The 16,927-nt window shown below is 68.9% G+C and carries 15 protein-coding genes; 10 read left to right on the top strand and 5 right to left on the bottom strand.

Annotated features, from left to right (window positions below; translation table 11 throughout):
• Positions 1–439 precede the first annotated feature (439 nt).
• From VF536_RS13585 to VF536_RS13570, 4 genes are all read left to right on the top strand, one after another.
• Complete coding sequence (locus VF536_RS13585; RefSeq protein WP_331615386.1) at positions 440–1,084, top strand: class I SAM-dependent methyltransferase; 645 nt, start codon at positions 440–442, stop codon at positions 1,082–1,084.
• A 102-nt stretch (positions 1,085–1,186) separates the two neighbouring features.
• Positions 1,187–1,675 carry a MarR family transcriptional regulator gene (locus VF536_RS13580; RefSeq protein WP_331615385.1) on the top strand — a complete coding sequence of 163 codons (489 nt, stop codon included), beginning with the start codon at positions 1,187–1,189 and terminating at the stop codon, positions 1,673–1,675.
• Positions 1,676–1,820: 145 nt separating this feature from the next.
• Positions 1,821–2,804 carry an alpha/beta hydrolase gene (locus VF536_RS13575; protein ID WP_331615384.1) on the top strand — a complete coding sequence of 328 codons (984 nt, stop codon included), beginning with the start codon at positions 1,821–1,823 and terminating at the stop codon, positions 2,802–2,804.
• A 173-nt stretch (positions 2,805–2,977) separates the two neighbouring features.
• Positions 2,978–3,571: a GNAT family N-acetyltransferase gene (locus tag VF536_RS13570; protein ID WP_331615383.1), complete on the top strand. Its 594-nt coding sequence runs from the start codon at positions 2,978–2,980 to the stop codon at positions 3,569–3,571.
• Between the two features lie 86 nt (positions 3,572–3,657).
• Here the strand turns inward: VF536_RS13570 and VF536_RS13565 are convergent, their stop codons facing one another.
• The 4 genes from VF536_RS13565 to VF536_RS13550 are packed head-to-tail and all read right to left on the bottom strand — an operon-like array spanning position 3,658 to position 7,280.
• Complete coding sequence (locus VF536_RS13565) at positions 3,658–4,374, bottom strand: ABC transporter ATP-binding protein (protein WP_331615382.1); 717 nt, start codon at positions 4,372–4,374, stop codon at positions 3,658–3,660.
• Between the two features lie 24 nt (positions 4,375–4,398).
• The gene (locus tag VF536_RS13560) at positions 4,399–5,190 is read right to left on the bottom strand and encodes an ABC transporter ATP-binding protein (RefSeq protein WP_331615381.1); all 792 of its coding nucleotides are present in this window, start codon (positions 5,188–5,190) and stop codon (positions 4,399–4,401) included.
• A 22-nt stretch (positions 5,191–5,212) separates the two neighbouring features.
• Positions 5,213–6,346, bottom strand: a complete 1,134-nt coding sequence (locus tag VF536_RS13555) for an ABC transporter permease subunit (RefSeq protein WP_331615380.1) — start codon at positions 6,344–6,346, stop codon at positions 5,213–5,215.
• A gap of 10 nt (positions 6,347–6,356) precedes the next feature.
• A complete protein-coding gene (locus VF536_RS13550; RefSeq protein ID WP_088403807.1) occupies positions 6,357–7,280 on the bottom strand; it encodes a branched-chain amino acid ABC transporter permease in 924 nt (307 codons plus the stop codon).
• A 283-nt stretch (positions 7,281–7,563) separates the two neighbouring features.
• Between VF536_RS13550 and VF536_RS13545 the strand changes: the two genes are divergently transcribed.
• Positions 7,564–9,459: a sensor histidine kinase gene (locus VF536_RS13545; protein WP_331615379.1), complete on the top strand. Its 1,896-nt coding sequence runs from the start codon at positions 7,564–7,566 to the stop codon at positions 9,457–9,459.
• Positions 9,452–10,792, top strand: a complete 1,341-nt coding sequence (locus VF536_RS13540) for a sigma-54 dependent transcriptional regulator (protein WP_331615377.1) — start codon at positions 9,452–9,454, stop codon at positions 10,790–10,792. The genes VF536_RS13545 and VF536_RS13540 overlap by 8 nt, the downstream gene beginning before the upstream one ends.
• Positions 10,793–11,002: 210 nt before the next feature.
• Here VF536_RS13540 and VF536_RS13535 read toward each other — a convergent pair whose 3' ends face one another.
• A complete protein-coding gene (locus VF536_RS13535) occupies positions 11,003–11,377 on the bottom strand; it encodes a response regulator (RefSeq protein ID WP_331615376.1) in 375 nt (124 codons plus the stop codon).
• Positions 11,378–11,695: 318 nt separating this feature from the next.
• Here VF536_RS13535 and VF536_RS13530 point away from each other — a divergent pair, with 318 nt between their 5' ends.
• From VF536_RS13530 to VF536_RS13515, 4 genes are all read left to right on the top strand, one after another.
• On the top strand, positions 11,696–12,388 hold the full coding sequence (locus VF536_RS13530; RefSeq protein WP_331615375.1) for a biliverdin-producing heme oxygenase: 693 nt from the start codon (positions 11,696–11,698) through the stop codon (positions 12,386–12,388).
• Entirely contained in the window at positions 12,388–14,742 is a 2,355-nt protein-coding gene (locus VF536_RS13525; protein ID WP_331615374.1) for an ATP-binding protein, read from the top strand. The genes VF536_RS13530 and VF536_RS13525 overlap by 1 nt, the downstream gene beginning before the upstream one ends.
• 19 nt (positions 14,743–14,761) lie before the next feature.
• A complete protein-coding gene (locus VF536_RS13520; protein ID WP_331615373.1) occupies positions 14,762–15,220 on the top strand; it encodes a response regulator in 459 nt (152 codons plus the stop codon).
• Between the two features lie 4 nt (positions 15,221–15,224).
• A partial coding sequence (locus VF536_RS13515; protein ID WP_331615372.1) for a hybrid sensor histidine kinase/response regulator occupies positions 15,225–16,927 on the top strand: 1,703 nt, incomplete at its 3' end.

The following is a 16,927-nucleotide window of genomic DNA, read 5'->3' as shown; positions in this document are numbered from 1 at the left end:
GGGGACGAACGACTGTTTCTTCATGGGATTGCTGGTTGAATTGCCGCGATCGCGGGGCGGGAACACCGACATCGCGCGACGTCTTTCCTCTTGACGCCGCGCGACGGTCGACACGCTAAAGGGAAAGGCGACCGCGGCCGCTCGCCCTCAAGGGGGGAAGCGCCCGCGATCGCCGTTGGCACGTGAAGAAGTGCGCGCCCTGGGCCGGCAAGACGGCGCGGCGGACCTGTCGCCTGTATCGGGGTGACAACGCGCGCCGCCGCGGAGCACGGCCCGGACTCGCGGTAGGCTCGCCGCCATGAACGTCCCATCGCCGGATCACCCCGCCCGCCAGGACGACGAGACGCCGGGTCCCGGCGATCCTTCGACCTCCCGAACAACTCCCACAACTCACACAACTCTCACACTTCCCACACCGTCCATCCCACTCGCGGCCGCGTTGCCGAGCGACGCGAGCGTCCCGGCCGAGCCTGCATCGGACGTCTGGGACCGCCGCTACGCCGCACAGACGCTGAGTCGGGACGAAGCCTGGCTGAGCGGCTGGCAGCACCGCCTGCCCGGCGTGCGTCGCGCGCTGGACATCGGCTGCGGCGACGGCTGGGAGACGGCCGCGTTGCTGGAGCTGGGCGTCGAGGTCACCGGCATCGACATCTCCGCCGAGGCGCTCGCGCGTTGCCGGCGGCAGTCGCCGCGGGCGCGGCACGTGCTGGCCGATGTGCGCGCGATGCCGATGCTGGCCGACGGCGAATTCGACCTGGCCGTCGCGCAGCTCTCGCTGCACTACTTCGATCACGACGACACGCAACGCGCGTTGTGCGAGATCGCCCGCGTGCTGGCGCCGGGCGGCCGGCTGATCGGCTGCGTCAACGCCGAGGACGACTGGCACTACGGCGCCCCGGACGACGCGTCCTCATGGGCGCTCACGGTCGTCGACGGTGTCGCCAAGCAGTTCTTCACCCGCGGGAAGATCGAGGACGTGCTCGCCGCGTGTTTCGACATCGAGCACCTCGACAAGCGCACGCTCAGCCGCTACGGCAAGCCGAAGTCGGTGTGGGAGTTCTTCTGCACGCGCAAGGCGGACTGAGCCTGGGCCGGGTGTCACCGTTGTCCCCCTTTGCGAGCCATCGGCGTCCGTCGACAATAATTTCGCTTGCAATTAATTTGCATGCGAATTAAAGTTCATTCCATGGCACGCACCTCCACCCCCAAGCAGCAGAAGCAGACCGGCGCCGTCGCCGCCTGCCCGCCGCTGGAGATCGATCAACAGCTCTGCTTCGCGATCTACTCGACGATGCTGGGGCTGAACAAGGTCTACCGCGAACTGCTGAAGGACCTCGATCTCACCTACCCCCAGTACCTCGTGATGCTGGTGCTGTGGGAACGCGACGGCCTGACCGTCGGCGAGATCGCGTCGCGTGTGTTCCTCGACTCCCCCACCGTGACCCCGCTGCTCAAGCGGCTGGAAACGGCGGGCCTGGTCAGCCGCGACCGCTCGCCGCAGGACGAACGCCAGGTGCTGATCACGCTGACCGACGCCGGTCGCGCGCTGCGCAAGCGCTCGACGCATCTGCCGCAGTGCATCGTGGACGCGTCGGATTCGGACCTCTCCGAACTGATCGAACTCCGCGACCGCCTCCTGGTCCTGCGCGAACGCATGGCCCGCAAGGCCGGCTGAGCGCCCCATCGACGAACACCGGCAGATCCACCGATTCTCGCCCCATTTACTTCGTGCACTAATTATTAGCAAGCAACTCGAATACCCGACACCCCCTCACCCACCACCAACCACGCTTTCTCACACCCACCCGAAGGAGCCCACCATGAACGCCATCGCCACCCTCGCCCGCCAATCGCGTCGTCAACTGCTGGTCCTCTCGACGCTCGCCGTCGCCGTTGCCGGCGCAGTCGCCACGCCAGCCTTCGCCGCCGGCGCCAAGCCCTCGCCGGCGCCCATCGTCAGCGCGCAGCCCTCGGGTTCCTACATCACGACCAAGGACGGCGTGCAGCTCTACTACAAGGACTGGGGCCCGAAGAACGGTCAGCCCATCGTGTTCAGCCACGGCTGGCCGCTGAACTCCGACAGCTGGGAATCGCAGATGATCTTCCTGGCCGACCAGGGCTACCGCGTCATCGCCCATGACCGCCGCGGCCACGGCCGCTCCAGCCAGCCCTGGGACGGCAACGACATGGACCATTACGCCGACGACCTGGCCACCGTCATCGAGACGCTGAACCTGAAGAACGCCGTGCTGGTCGGCTTCTCCACCGGCGGCGGCGAGGTGGCGCGCTACATCGGCCGTCACGGCACCTCGCGCGTGGCCAAGGCGGTGCTGATCTCGGCCGTCCCGCCCCTCATGGTCAAGTCCGACAAGAACCCCGGCGGCCTGCCCATCGCGGTCTTCGACGGCATCCGCAAGGCGCAGCTGGACAACCGTTCGCAGCTCTACAAGGACATCCCCGCCGGCCCGTTCTACGGCTTCAACCGCCCGGGCGCCAAGGTCTCGCAGGGCCTGATCGACAACTGGTGGTTCCAGGGCATGCAAGGCGGCCACAAGAACACCTACGACTCGATCAAGGCGTTCTCCGAAACGGACTTCACCGAAGACCTGAAGAAGTTCGACAAGCCGACGCTGATCATCCACGGCGACGACGACCAGATCGTGCCAATCGACGCCGCCGGCCGCGCTTCGGCCAAGCTGATCAAGGGCTCGGTGCTGAAGGTCTATGCCGGCGCACCGCACGGCCTGACCGACACCCACAAGGACCGCGTCAACGCCGACCTGCTGGCCTTCATCCGCCAGTAAGGCCAGAACGGTCGCCCCGCCCTTCCAAAGGGGGTGGGGCGACCGTTGCGCAAGACCCGTCCCCCACCTTCGGGGGAAGTCAGACGCGGGGTTTCGTCGCCCGCGCCGTTTGGTACGCTCGGTGATCTTTACGATGGCCGGCGCCTCGACGCACCGGCGCGTGGACCCCGCCGATGCCGATTCCCCTCCCGCCCTCCTCCTTGCTGCCCCATGTCCGTGTGCTAGAACTCCAGGCCAGCGATGAGGACCTGCTCCAACGGTTCTACGAGCGCAATCCGCTGTACTTCGAACAGGTCAACGGCACCCCACCCCGCCCCGACGAAGCCCGCGAGGAGATCCGCGACCTGCCGCCCGAGGGCTGGAGCTTCAGCGCCAAACGGTTGCTGGGTTACGTCGACGACGACGGCGAACTGGTCGCGATGGCCTCGCTGGTCTCGGACCTGATGGCGCCCCGGGTCTGGCTGGTCGGACTCTTCATCGTCGCGACCTCGCTGCACGGCTCCCCGGCCGCACGGGAGATCTACGCGGAGCTGGAGCGCTGGATGCAGCGCAACGGGGCCCGGTGGGTGCGCTTGGGCGTCGTCGTCGGCAACCACCGCGCGGAGCGCTTCTGGGAGCGCCGGGGCTTCGTCGAGGTCCGCCGCCGCGACGGCCTCACGATGGGTCAGCGCGTCAACGAACTGCGCGTGATGGTCAAGCCGCTGGACGGCGGCCGGATCGACGAGTACCTGGCGATGGTGCCCCGGGACCGCCCCGGGGAACCCTGAAAGGCACAAGGGGCCCTCGCGGGCCCCTTGTCGTCATGCGTGCGGCTCGCGGGCCGGCCTGCTCGTCCAGGCTGACTCGCCGAGGTTCACTCGCCCAGGTAGGCCGCGCGCACCTTCGGATCGTTCAGCAGCGTCCTGCCGTCGCCCTGCATGGTGATCGCGCCCGACTCCATCACGTAGCCGCGATTGGCCAGCTCCAGCGCGCGGCTGGCGTTCTGCTCGACCAGCAGCACCGTCACGCCCTGCTTGTGGATGTCGTTCACCACCTCGAAGATCTTGTCGACCATGATCGGCGACAGGCCCATCGACGGCTCGTCCAGCAGCAGCAGCTTGGGACGCGCCATCAGCGCGCGGCCCATGGCCAGCATCTGCTGCTCGCCGCCGGACATGGTGCCGGCGAGCTGGTTGCGACGCTCCTTGAGCCGCGGGAACAGGCCGAAGACCTTCTCGATGTCGGCCTCGATCTCCTTGTCCTTGCGGATGAACGCGCCCATCTGCAGGTTCTCGGTGATCGTCATGCGGGTGAACGTGCCGCGGCCTTCGGGGACCATCACCAGGCCCTGCTTGGCCAGGTCCCAGGCGCCCTGGCCCTTGATCGAGCGGCCCATGAACTTGACGTCGCCGACGTTGAGCGGCTGCAGCCCGGTGATGGCCTTGAGCGTGGTGGTCTTGCCCGCGCCGTTGGCGCCGATCAGCGAGACGAGCTCGCCCTGGCGCACGTCGAAGTCCACGCCCTTGACCGCCTGGATCCCGCCGTACGCGACCTTGAGGCCCTCGACCTGGAGGAGGATGTTGTCTGCCATCTTTTCGATTTCCATGGGTCGGGATCAGGGGGCCGCGTGGGCCGCTTCAGCCGCGTGGGCGCCGAGGTAGGCCTCGATCACCTTCGGATTGCGCTGCACTTCCGCGGGCGTGCCGGACGCGATGAGCTTGCCGTAGTCCAGCACCGACACGTGGTCGCACAGGCCCATCACCAGCTTCACGTCGTGCTCGATCAGCAGGATGGTGCGGCCGTCGTTGCGGATGCGGTCGATCAGCTCGCGCAGCACGACCTTCTCGGTCGCGTTCATGCCGGCCGCGGGCTCGTCCAGCGCGATCAGCTTGGGATCGGTGGCCAGGGCGCGGGCGATCTCAAGGCGGCGCTGGTCGCCGTAGGACAGCGTGCGCGCCTTGAAGTCGGCGTGCCGGCCGATGCCGACGTAGTCCAGCAGCTCGCGGGCGCGGGCGGTGATCTCGGCCTCTTCCTTCTTGAAGCCCGGCGTGCGCAGCACCGCGCCGATCAGGCCCGAGTGCGTGCGCACATGGCGCCCGACCATCACGTTCTCCAACGCGGTCATGTCGGCGAACAGCCGGATGTTCTGGAAGGTCCGCGCGATGCCGGTCTTGGCGACCTGATGCACCGCCTGCGGCTTGTAGGCCTGGCCGCCCAGCTCGAAGGTGCCGCCGTCGGGCACGTACAGCCCGGTGATCACGTTGAAGAAGGTCGTCTTGCCGGCGCCGTTGGGGCCGATCAGGCCGTAGACCTGACCCTTCTTGATCTCGATGCCCACATCCGACAGCGCCTGCAGACCGCCGAAGCGCTTGGAGGCGCCGGCCACTTTCAGTACGGTTTCAGTCATTGGTTCTTGCTCCTGGCGCAGGTCAGGTGGCGTTGATGGCATTGCCGGCATTCGCGGGCGGCTGCGCGCCCGGCGGCAGCGGCCGGGACTTGCCGTGCTCGGGCGACGGCCACAGGCCGCGCGGACGCATCAGCATGATCACGATCATGGCCAGCGCCACCAGCAGCTGACGCAGGATGGACGCGTCCAGACGGCCGTCGGTCATCTGCTGCAGCGGGCCCGCGACGTAGCGCAGCACTTCCGGCAGCGCGGCCAGCAGCAGCGCGCCCAGGATCACGCCGGGGATGTGGCCGATGCCGCCCAGCACCACCATGGCCACGATCATGATCGACTCCTGCAGGCTGAACGATTCCGGCGAGACGAAGCCCTGGAACGCACCGAACATCGAGCCCGACACGCCGCCGAAGGTGGCGCCCATGCCGAAGGCCAGCAGCTTCATGTTGCGGGTGTTGATGCCCATGGCCTTGGCGGCGATCTCGTCCTCGCGGATGGCCATCCAGGCACGGCCGATGCGCGAGTTCTCCAGCCGGTAGCAGACCAGCACCGAGCCGACCACCAGCGCCAGGAACAGGTAGTAGTACATCGTCACCGAGTTGACGGTGAAGCCCAGGATCTCGTGGTTCTGGCTGAACTCGAAGCCCAGGAAATGCACGCCGTCGATCTGGCCGATGCCGCGCGGGCCGTTGGTGATGTTCAGCGGATATTCCATGTTGTTCAGGAACACCCGGATGATCTCGCCGAAGCCCAGCGTCACGATGGCCAGGTAGTCGCCGCGCAGCTTGAGCGTCGGCGCGCCCAGCAGCACGCCGAACAGGCCTGCGAGCAGCGCCGCCAGCGCGATCGCCAGCAGCAGCGGCAGGTGCAGCCCGTTGGGGAAGGCCGCGGCGATGTGCTCGAAGTTCTCCGACAGGTGCGGGCTGTTGAGCAGCGCGAAGAGATACGCGCCCACCGCGTAGAACGCGACGTAGCCCAGGTCGAGCAGGCCGGCGTAGCCGACCACGATGTTCAGGCCCAGGGCCAGCAGCACGTACAGCAGGGCCAGGTCGATGATGCGGACCGGGCCGTTGCCGAACTGCTGCGTGAACAGCGGCAGCACCAGCAGCAGCACGCCGGCGATCAGGAAGGTGATCAGCTTGGAGGATTTGGTCTGGAACATGGACGGCTCCTCAGGCGCGGTCGGCGACACGTTCGCCCAGCAGGCCGGACGGCCGCAGGGTCAGCACCAGGATCAGCGCGATGAAGGCGAAGATGTCGGAGTAATGGCTGCCCAGCACGCCGCCGGTCCAGTCGCCGAGGTAGCCCGCGCCGATGGCCTCGATCAGGCCCAGCAGCACCCCGCCGACCATCGCGCCGGCCAGGTTGCCGATGCCGCCCACCACCGCGGCGGTGAAGGCCTTCAGGCCCGGCAGCACGCCCATGGTGTGCTGCGCGGTGCCGTAGTTGGCGGCCCACATCAGGCCGGCCACCGCGGCCAGCGCGGCGCCGATGATGAAGGTCAGCGAGATCACCGCGTCAGGCTTGACGCCCATCAGCGAGGCCACGCGCGGGTTCTCGGCCGTGGCGCGCATCGCGCGGCCCATCTTGGTGTGGTTCACCAGGAACAGCAGGCCGCCCAGGATCACGACGGTGGTCACCAGGATCACGATCTGCGTCACCGTGATCACGGCGCCGCCGATGTGGATCGGGTCCGCCGGCAGCAGCTGCGGGAAGGGCTTGGGATTCGGCTTCCAGATGATCATGGCCAGCGTCTGCAGCAGCAGCGACATGCCCATGGCGGTGATCAGCGGCGCCAGTCTGGGCGCGCTGCGCAGCGGCCGGTAGGCGATCTTCTCGATCGTGTAGTTCAGCAGCGTGCAGACCAGGATCGCGCACACCAGCGCGGCCAGCATCAGCACCCACCCGGGCAGGCCCAGCGACGCCAGCGCCGTGACCACGGTCCAGCTGACGAGCGCCCCCACCATCAGCACGTCGCCGTGGGCGAAGTTGATGAGGTTGATGATGCCGTAGACCATCGTGTAACCCAGTGCGACGAGGGCATACATGCTCCCCAGCACCAGGCCGTTGATGATCTGCTGAAAAAGTATCTCCATAAGGCCCCAGCATGTAGTTGGACGCGGCTCGCACCGCGTGACGGCGCTTCGGGGTGCAACCCCCGTGCCAAGCGCCGCGTTTCAAGGGTATTCACCGACAAGGCGACATCCGTGCGCGCAAGCCGGCGTTGTGTTCCCAGTCTCGGCGACGCAACGGGGTGCGGAAATCCGCACAAACCGCCTAGCCAGCCGGGCGATTCCTCGCCAGTCACAAAAAAGCCGCCGCGCCGGGTGCAAGGCATGCGCCAAGTTGGGCACACTGGGCGTCGATTTTTCGTCTCCCATGCCCTCGGTCGCCTCCTCCTCCTTCGCCCCGACATCGGCCCGCCAGCGGCTGGCGTACTTCCTCGGCCGGCCGACCTTCTACCTCTACCTGACCGGCGTGCTGATGCTGCTGGGCCTGCTGCTGGGCCACCGCTTCAGCGAACGCGCGAGTCTGGACCAGTTGAGCGCGCTGGCGACCGAACGTCTCGAGCTTTACGCGTCCAACCTGCAGACCGAACTGGGCCGCCACGCCTACCTGCCCAGCCTGCTGGCCATCGACGGCGACGTGTCCCGGCTGATCGAGCATCCCGACGACGAAGCCCGGCGCAAGGCCGCCAGCCTGCTGCTGGCGCGGGTCAACGTGCGCGCGGGGACGACGCAGATCTTCGTCGCCGATCCGGAAGGCCGCGTGCTGGCCTCGAGCGAGCCGCTGACCCCGCCGCTGCGGCTGCAGCAGGCGATCGAGCAGGACCGGCACCACTTCTTCGCCTCAGACGCCGGCCAGTCGGGGCTGAGCGGCTCGACCAACTTCTTCCTGCTGCACCCGCTGCGGCGCAACCAGCAGCTGCAGGGCGTGATCGTCGTGAAGCTCAACCTGGCGCCGCTGGAGTCGACCTGGGTGGACCTGGGCCTGCGCTCGCAGGGGGAACGCATCCTGGTCTCGGACGACCAGGGTGTGGTGATCATGAGCTCGGTCGAGGACTGGCGCTACGCGGTGCTCAACCGCGCCGACGCGTCCGAACGCGACCGCCTGCAGGCCAGCGCGCGTTACCCGCGGATCGGACCGGACCTGGGCCTGCCCGGCGCGCTGGAGGCCTACAACAGCCTGCTGGTGCGGGCGCCCGCGCCGGCCAGCACGACGCTGCTGGCGCAGGAGCGGCAGCTGCTGCCGCTGGGCGTGCGCCTGCTCGCCCTGTCGGACCTGTCGGAAGTGCGGCGACAGGCACGGCTGGCTGCGTGGAGCGGCGCGGCCTTCGGCGCGGCGATCGGGATGCTGCTGCTCTACCTCGCGTCGCGGCGGCGCGCGCTGCGGCAGCTCTTCCACGCGAAGACGGAATTGCAGAACGCGCATGCGCAGCTGGAGCTGATCGTCGACGAACGCACGGCGGAACTCCGCCAGACCAACGAAGAACTGCTCGACCAGATCGCGCAGCGCCGGCAGGCCGAGGGCGAGCTGCTGCAGACCAGCAAACTGGCGGTGCTGGGGCAGATGTCGGCGGGCCTGTCGCATGAAGTCAACCAGCCGCTGACGGCGTTGCGCGCGCTGGCACGGAATTCGCAGAGGTTGCTGGAGGCCGGCCGCACGCAAGCGGTCGCGGACAACCTGCAGACGATGGACGACATGGTCGAGCGGATGGGTCAGATCACGCGCCAGCTCAAGAGCTTCGCCCGCAAGGCGGAGCCCTCGCGCACGGCGGTGTCGCTGCTGGCGAGCGTGAACAACGCGCGACTGCTGCTGGAGCACCGCACGCGTCAGCTGGGCCTGCCCGTGGAGGTCGACGTGCCGCCGGGGCTGCGCGTCAGCGCCGAATCCAACCGGCTGGAGCAGGTGCTGGTGAACCTGCTGGCCAACGGCATCGACGCGATCGCGTCGGAGCCGGCGCATCACGCGGAAGACGGTCACGAACGCCGGCTGCGCGTCGCGGCCGTGCCGGCGGAGGACGGCCGGCGCGTGCGCGTGCAGGTGCTGGACACCGGACCGGGTCTGAGCGAATCGCTGCTGCCGCGGCTGTTCGAGCCGTTCTTCACCACCAAGCCGGCGGGCGAAGGCCTGGGGTTGGGATTGGTGATCTCTTCAAAGATCGTCCACGAGTTCGGCGGCGCGCTGCGGGCGCACCGCCTGGACCATGGCATGTGTTTCGAGTTCGACCTGGAGGTCGACACCTGGCAGGCCGAGGAGGGGCAGTATGTTTGAGGGCTACAAGGTCGTGTTCGTCGAGGACGACCTGCCGGTGCGGGTCAGCCTGACCCAGACGCTGGAACTCGAGGGGCTGGCGGTGGTGCCGTGCCGCTCGGCCGAGGAGGCGCTGCCGCATGTGCAGCCCGGCGCGCAGGTCATCGTCATCACCGACGTGCGGCTGCCCGGCATGGACGGCCGCGCGCTGCTGGCGCACGTGCAGGCGACCGATCCGCAGATCCCGGTGATCCTGATCACCGCGCACGGCGACGTGAACATGGCCGTGCAGGCGATGCGCAACGGCGCCTACGACTTCATCGAGAAGCCCTTCGCGCCGGAGCGATTGCTCGACACGGCGCGGCGCGCGCTGGACCTGCGGCTGATCCGCCATTCGGCCGACGAGCTGCGCGCGCAGCTGTCGGCGGCCAGCGGCATCGAGGCAGCGCTGCTCGGCAAGTCGGGCGCGATGCAGCAGCTGCGGCGTCAGGTGCTCAACCTGGCCTCGACCTCGGCCGATGTGATGATCCTCGGCGAGACCGGCACCGGCAAGGAACTGGTCGCGCGCTGCCTGCACGACCAGAGCCCGCGCCGCGATCGCAACTTCGTCGCGATCAATTGCGGCGGGCTGCCGGAAGCGCTGTTCGAGAGCGAGCTCTTCGGCCACGAGTCCGGCGCGTTCACCTCGGCGGGCAAGCGCCGCATCGGCAAGATCGAACACGCCAACGGCGGCACGCTGCTGCTCGACGAGATCGAGACCATGCCGGTCGCGCTGCAGATCAAGCTGCTGCGCGTGCTGCAGGAACGCCGTGTCGAACGGCTCGGTTCCAACGAGGAGCAGGTCATCAACGTCCGCTTCATCGCGGCCAGCAAGGCCGACCTGAAGGAGATGGGCGAGCGCGGACAGTTCCGCAGCGACCTGTACTACCGGCTCAACATCGCCACGCTGCTGCTGCCGCCGCTGCGCGAGCGCCGCGAGGACATCCCGCTGCTGTTCGAGCACTTCGTCGCCCAGGCTTGCAAGCGCTATGAGCGCGACGCGCCGGAACTGACACCCGAGAAGCTGCGCGAACTGATGGCCCACGACTGGCCCGGCAACGTGCGCGAGATCCGCAACGCGGCCGACCGCTTCGTGCTGGCGCTCGACGATCTCGACTCCTCGGCCGCAATCCAGGCGGTACCCAATCTGGCACTGGCGCGCCAGATGGAGATGGTCGAGAAGGCGCTCATCGAGCAGGCCCTGCGCCGCTCAGGCGGCAAGGTGCCGGCAGCCATGGAATTGCTCGGCACGCCGCGCAAGACGCTCTACGACAAGCTGCACCGGCACGGGATCCAGCTCGACGACTTCCGCTGATGTCTTACTCCCTCTCCCGCTTGCGGGAGAGGGCGGGAGTGAGGGCCAGCTGAGGTGGAAGTACGGAGGCCCTCTCCCCTTCCACGTCTCTGGGTCCGTATGGGAGAAAGATTTTCCCGGCTCCGCCGCGAAAACCCTTCCCCCATACACCGACGCAGCACCGTCCTTCGACGGCCGCGCACCGAGAGGTTCGGGGGTCGGGTATTGCCTTCAAGCCGCCTGGCGGTTGGCCTGCGACGCGCGGTCGAGCACTTCCTTGAGCTGATCGATCGTCGCCGGTTTGACCAGATAGGCACTCGCGCCACGACGGATCGCCTCGGCGGCATCCCCCGGATCCGACGTCCCCGTCAGCATCACGACCGTCATCGGCCCCTGCAGCAGCGCCTCGGTCAGGAAATCCATCCCCTGCCCGTCCGGCAGCGCGCGGTCCAGGATCAGCACATCCGGCCGGTGTTCAGCAATGCGCTGTCGCGCCTCGCGCAAGGTCCCGGCGGTGGCGGCGCTGTAGCCCTCCAGCTCAAGGAGGATGCCCAGCGTTTCGCTGGACTCGAGGTTGTCGTCGACGATGACGGCGTGGGGAGACATTGGCAAACCCTGCGGCAAGAGGTCCACGGAGGAAGGCCGCCGTGCGCGGCATGAGCCGTCACACGACGGACGTGCGATTAGGCGAATCGGGAAGACTCGGCAAACGGCGTGCCTCCCCCATCCCCTTCCCTCTGAAGGACGGTCCGACATTCTTGCCGGGATCTCGGGACCGCGCCGGACCCCTCGTCCGTAGGGGGCGGGACGGATGTTTGCCCTGCGCCTTTCTGACCATAATCCGCGCCTTCGCGGAACGGGCTTGCGGCAAGGCTGCAAGGTGCCCGTTCCGGGCTGCGCATCCGGCTTGCCTCTCCCCGCTACATGACGACGACCGACGCCACGATCGAGACCGACCTGCTCCCCCGCCTGCGCCGCTGCACGGGGCCGTTGCATGACGACATCGAGTCGCTGCTCCGGCTGGAGGCGCCGATGCCGCTGACGCGCTACGGCCGCATCCTGCGCGGCTTCCATGAGTTCCTGCAGCTCTGGGAACCGCGCGTACGCCAGGCCTTGCCCGATCGCCTGCGCCCGTGGTTCGACGCCCGGGTGCGCTCGCCCTTCGCCGCGCGCGACCTCGCCGCGCTGGAGCTGCCCGGGAACGGCGCGCAGGACGTGGACGACGCGATGCGCGCCTCGGCCCTCGCGGCGCAGCACGGGCTGCGCCTGGACTCGCCGGCGGCGGCGATCGGATCGCTCTACGTCATTGAGGGCTCGGCGCTCGGCGGCCAGGTGCTGACACCGAAGCTGCTGGCCGCGCACGGCCTGACCCCGGAGCACGGCACGGCCTACTTCCACGGCTTCGGCGCGCGGACCGGCGCGATGTGGCGCGAGTTCCGCCAGCTCGCCCAGGTCGAGGCCGGCAGCACGGAGGACGACCGCGCCGCCGCCTGCGAGGCCGCGGTGGACACCTTCCAGGCGTTGATCTCGACCTTCGCCCCGGTCGATGCGGCGGGCCACCCTGCCGCCGCCACATCCACCCCCACGTCGGTCCCGGCAGCGCCTCCGAGGTCATGATGAACACCGACGCGCTGGTGCCCTCCCCGACGGACCTGCAGATCGCGCAGTGCGCGAGCGAGCCGATCCGCGTGCCCGGCGCGATCCAGCCGCACGGCTGGCTGGCCGCGGTGGACTGGCGCAGCGGCGGCCTGGTCGCGTTCAGCGAGAACTGGGCGACGCTGCTGTCGTCCACGCCGGACATGCTGCCCGCGCGCATCGAGGGCGTGCTGGACGCGGTCGGCGGCATGCGCCCCGGCCTGGTCGACGGGGAAGGTCCCGTCTCCTGCGGCACGCTGACGATAGCCTCCCGTCGCCTGCACGTGTCGGGCCACCGCATCGGCGGGCTCGCCTACCTCGAACTCGAATCCGACACCGAGGACGCCGGCAACCGGGCGCCGATCTACAGCCTGGCGCGCCACCTCGTGCCGATGATGCAGCGCACCGCCGCGGTGACCGAGCTCTGCCGCGTGGTGGTGGCGGAGATGAAGCGGCTGACCGGCTTCGGCCGCTGCCTGGCCTACCGGTTCGACGCGGACGGCCACGGCGAGGTGCTCGCCGAAGCGATCGAGCCGGGTTACGACGCCTACGCCGGCCACCGCTTCCCGGGCTCGGACATCCCGCCGCAGGCGCGCGAGCTCTACCGCATCAACCACATCCGGCTGATCGCCGACGCGCATTACAAGCCGGTGCCGGTGCGCTTCGTCGACGGTCGCGACGGCACCGCGCTGGACCTGTCGCAGGCCGCGCTGCGCAGCGTGTCGCCGGTGCACCTCGAGTACATGCGCAACATGCGGACGCTGGCGTCGATGTCGGTGTCCATCATCGTCGGCGGCAAGCTGTGGGGCCTGGTGTCCTGCCACGACCACGACCCGAAGCAGCTGTCCTGGCAGACACGCATGGCCTGCGAGCATCTGGGGCAGCTGCTGTCGCTGCAGATCGAGGCCAAGGAAGAAAACGAGCAGGTCACCGAGCAGCTGCGCCTGCGGCAGCTGACGCTGGCGATCGTCTCGCACCTGTCCGACAGCGACGCCACGCTGCAGCGCCTGGTCGAGGAGCCCGGTCCGCTGCTGCGCCTGGCTCGCGCCACCGGCGCGGCGGTGATCCTCAACGACACCTGCTGGGCGGTCGGGGAGACGCCGGGCCGGGAGACCCTGCTGGCGCTCGGCCAATGGCTGGGCAACCGCGTGGACCAGGTCTGGCACAGCGACCGCCTGCCGGTGGAGGCGTCGTCGCTGGGAGAGGCCCAGGACCACCCGCTGGGATCGACGGCCGGACTGCTGGCGATCTCGATCTCCAAACTGCATCGCCACCACATCGTCTGGTTCCGGCCGGAGATCGTCCAGACCATCGTCTGGGCCGGCGATCCGCGCAAGGAATCGGCCACCGGCGAGGACTCGCGCCTGCATCCGCGCCGCAGCTTCGCGAGCTGGAAGCAGCAGGTCAGCGGCCGCTCCCTGCCCTGGACGCCGGGCGAGGTGCATGCGGTGCAGGAACTGCGGCAGGCCCTGATCGGCATCGTGCTGCGGCGTGCCGAGGAAATGGCCGAGGTCGCCATGGAACTGGGCCGGGTCAACAAGGAGCTGGAAGCCTTCTCCTACACCGTGTCGCACGACCTGCGCGCGCCGATGCGCCACATCGCGGGCTTCGTCGACCTCGTGCTGGAGATGGAGGGCGGCGCGCTGTCCGAGCGCTCCCGCCGCTACCTGGCCCACGTGAAGGAGGCCTCCGCGCACGCCGGTCAACTCGTGGACGCCTTGCTGGACTTCTCGCGCATGGGACGGTCGGCGATCAAGCACGGCTCGATCAACACCGGCCACCTGATCGACGATCTGATCGCGGAGCAGACCACGCTGAACAAGGACCGCCGCATCGAATGGTCCGTGCAACGCCCGCTGCCGCGGCTGTGGGGCGATCCGGTGCTGCTGCAGGTGGCCATCCGCAACCTCGTCGCCAACGCCGTCAAGTACACGCGGCCGCGCGATCCGGCGCGCATCGAGATTGCCGGCATCGACACCGAGGAAGGCGTCGGGCTGAGCATCTCGGACAACGGCGTCGGCTTCCAGATGAAGTACGTCAACAAGCTGTTCGGCGTGTTCCAGCGGCTGCACCAGAGCGAGTCCTTCGAAGGCACCGGCATCGGCCTGGCGAGCGTGCGCCGCATCGTCGAGCGGCACGGCGGCCACGTCGAGGCCTGGGGCGAAGCCGACCGCGGCGCGCGTTTCCGTTTCACCCTGCCGACGCGCGCCATGCATGAAGCGCAGTCGGCCGATTCCCTCGCTTCGTCCCCCGCCCCCTCGGGGGCCCTCCCCTCTGTCGGCCCCACCGCGAACGCCTCCGAACGGGCCGCGCGGACCGACACTTCCCTTTTCTGACCCGCAGACCCCGAACGCCATGCTCAAGCCCATCCTGCTTGTTGAAGACGACGCCCGCGACCTCGAACTGACGCTGGTCGCGCTGGAACGCAGCCAGCTCGCCAATGAAGTGATCATCGTGCGCGACGGCGCCGAGGCGCTGGACTACCTGAACCGCGAAGGCGTCCACGCCGATCGCGCCGAAGGCAATCCGGCGGTGGTCCTGCTGGACCTGAAGCTGCCCAAGGTGAACGGCCTGGAAGTGCTCAAGACCGTGCGCGCGACGGAGCACCTGAAGAGCATTCCGGTGGTGATGCTGACCTCGTCGCAGACGGAGTCGGACGTGGTCCACAGCTATGAACTGGGCGTGAACGCGTATGTCGTGAAGCCGGTGGAGTTCAAGCAGTTCGTCACCGCGATCGCGGACCTGGGCGTGTTCTGGGCCGTGTTGAACGAGCCGCCCCCCGGATCGCTGCGCGCCACGCGCCGCTACGAATGAACCGATGACTGAATCGTCACCGCCGCCAAGCGAGCCGGGGTCCCCGCCGCTGGAGATCCTGCTGCTGGAAGATTCGACCTTCGACGCGGAGCTGCTGCTCGCGTCGCTGGAGACGACGCATCCGCGCGCGCGGGTGACCTGGGTGAAGGACGAGCCGCAGTTGCTGGGCGCGCTGGAGACGCAGCGTTTCGACCTGATCCTGTCCGACTACCAGTTGCCCGGCTTCACCGGCGCGGAGGCGCTGACGCTGGCGCAGCGGCTGGTGCCGGGCACGCCCTTCATCTTCGTGTCGGGCGTGATCGGCGAGGAGAACACGGTGGAGCTGCTCAAGCGCGGCGCCACCGACTACGTGATGAAGGGCCGGCTGACGCGGCTGCCGGTCGCGATCGACCGGGCGCTGCGCGAGGTGCGCCAGCGCGAGGCGCAGACGCAGGTCGAGGCGCAGCTGCGCGAGGCCGACGCGCTGTACGCGCGGGTCGTCGATTCGCTGCAGGATCATGCGGTGATCCTGCTGGACACCGAGGGCCGCATCCGCGACTGGAACCGCGCGGCGGGGACGATCTTCGGCCATGCGCTGGACGCCGTGCGCGGCATGTCGGCGGAGATCCTGCTGACGCCGGAGGACCGCGCGGCGGGCGTGCTGGAGAACGAACTCGCGCTGGCGCTGACGCAGGGCGCGGCACGCGACGATCGCTGGCTGATGCGGCAGGACGGCACGCGGCTGCGCGCCGAGGGCGTGGTGACGCCGCTGTTCAGCGCCGCGGGGGCGACGACGGGCTTCTCCAAGATCATCAAGGACTCGACGCCGGCCTACGAGGCGCAGCAGGCGCTGCGACAAGGCAAGGAAGAGGCGGAGCGCGCCAACGAGCTCAAGGACCAGTTCCTCGCGGTGCTGTCGCACGAGCTGCGCTCGCCGCTGAGCGCGATCACGGGCTGGGCGGACATCCTGACCAACTTCTCGGATGCGCATCCGCTGCTGGGCAAGGCGTCGACGGTGATCCGCCGCAACGCGCAGCTGCAGGCGCGGATGATCAACGACCTGCTCGACATGAGCGCGGTCGCGGCGGGCAAGCTGGTGCTGCAGACGGCGCCGATGGACCTGGCGGCGCTGGCGTCGGAGTCGGTGCTGGGCGCGCTGCACGAGGCGCAGGGCAAGGGCGTGGCGCTGAACTGCCATGCGGGCGACGCGGTGTGGATCGCGGGCGACGCGCAGCGCCTGTCGCAGGTGCTCACGAACCTGATCGGCAACGCCATCAAGTTCACCGAGGGCGGCGGCAGCGTCGACGTGCACGTCGAGATCGAGGACGGCTGTGCGCTGCTGCGCGTGCGGGACACGGGACGCGGCATCTCGCCGGAGTTTCTGCCCTTCGTTTTCGACCGGCTGCGGCAGGAGGACGGCTCGAAGACGCGCAAGGTCGGCGGCCTTGGCCTGGGCCTGGCGATCGCGCGCGCGATCGCGCAGTTGCACCAGGGCCGCATCAGCGCCGACAGCCCGGGCCCGGGCGGCGGCGCGGTCTTCGAGCTGCGTCTGCCGATGCTGCAGGACCAGGCGCTGGCGCCGCCGCCGTGCGCCGAGCCGGTGGAGTTGTCGGAGGACACCCTGTCGGGGGTGCGGGTGCTGCTCGTCGACGACGAGGAGGATGCGCGCGAGGTCGGCCAGGTGGCGCTGAGCCGCCTGGGCGCGAAGGTCAGCGTGGCGACGAGCGC

Source organism: Roseateles sp. (assembly GCF_036486225.1).
In the GTDB taxonomy this organism is placed as follows: Bacteria; Pseudomonadota; Gammaproteobacteria; order Burkholderiales; family Burkholderiaceae_C; genus Roseateles.
This window is presented reverse-complemented; position numbering and strand designations above follow the sequence as displayed.

Bases quoted from the DNA above. Each gene is read 5' to 3' on its own strand.
- VF536_RS13570 (WP_331615383.1), top strand. From the start codon at position 2,978: ATGCCGATTCCCCTCCCGCCCTCCTCCTTGCTGCCCCATGTCCGTGTG.
- VF536_RS13580 (WP_331615385.1), top strand. From the start codon at position 1,187: ATGGCACGCACCTCCACCCCCAAGCAGCAGAAGCAGACCGGCGCCGTC.
- VF536_RS13550 (WP_088403807.1), bottom strand. From the start codon at position 7,280: ATGGAGATACTTTTTCAGCAGATCATCAACGGCCTGGTGCTGGGGAGC.
- VF536_RS13530 (WP_331615375.1), top strand. From the start codon at position 11,696: ATGACGACGACCGACGCCACGATCGAGACCGACCTGCTCCCCCGCCTG.
- VF536_RS13520 (WP_331615373.1), top strand. From the start codon at position 14,762: ATGCTCAAGCCCATCCTGCTTGTTGAAGACGACGCCCGCGACCTCGAA.
- VF536_RS13535 (WP_331615376.1), bottom strand. From the start codon at position 11,377: ATGTCTCCCCACGCCGTCATCGTCGACGACAACCTCGAGTCCAGCGAA.
- VF536_RS13575 (WP_331615384.1), top strand. From the start codon at position 1,821: ATGAACGCCATCGCCACCCTCGCCCGCCAATCGCGTCGTCAACTGCTG.
- VF536_RS13540 (WP_331615377.1), top strand. From the start codon at position 9,452: ATGTTTGAGGGCTACAAGGTCGTGTTCGTCGAGGACGACCTGCCGGTG.
- VF536_RS13525 (WP_331615374.1), top strand. From the start codon at position 12,388: ATGAACACCGACGCGCTGGTGCCCTCCCCGACGGACCTGCAGATCGCG.
- VF536_RS13545 (WP_331615379.1), top strand. From the start codon at position 7,564: ATGCCCTCGGTCGCCTCCTCCTCCTTCGCCCCGACATCGGCCCGCCAG.
- VF536_RS13560 (WP_331615381.1), bottom strand. From the start codon at position 5,190: ATGACTGAAACCGTACTGAAAGTGGCCGGCGCCTCCAAGCGCTTCGGC.
- VF536_RS13555 (WP_331615380.1), bottom strand. From the start codon at position 6,346: ATGTTCCAGACCAAATCCTCCAAGCTGATCACCTTCCTGATCGCCGGC.
- VF536_RS13565 (WP_331615382.1), bottom strand. From the start codon at position 4,374: ATGGCAGACAACATCCTCCTCCAGGTCGAGGGCCTCAAGGTCGCGTAC.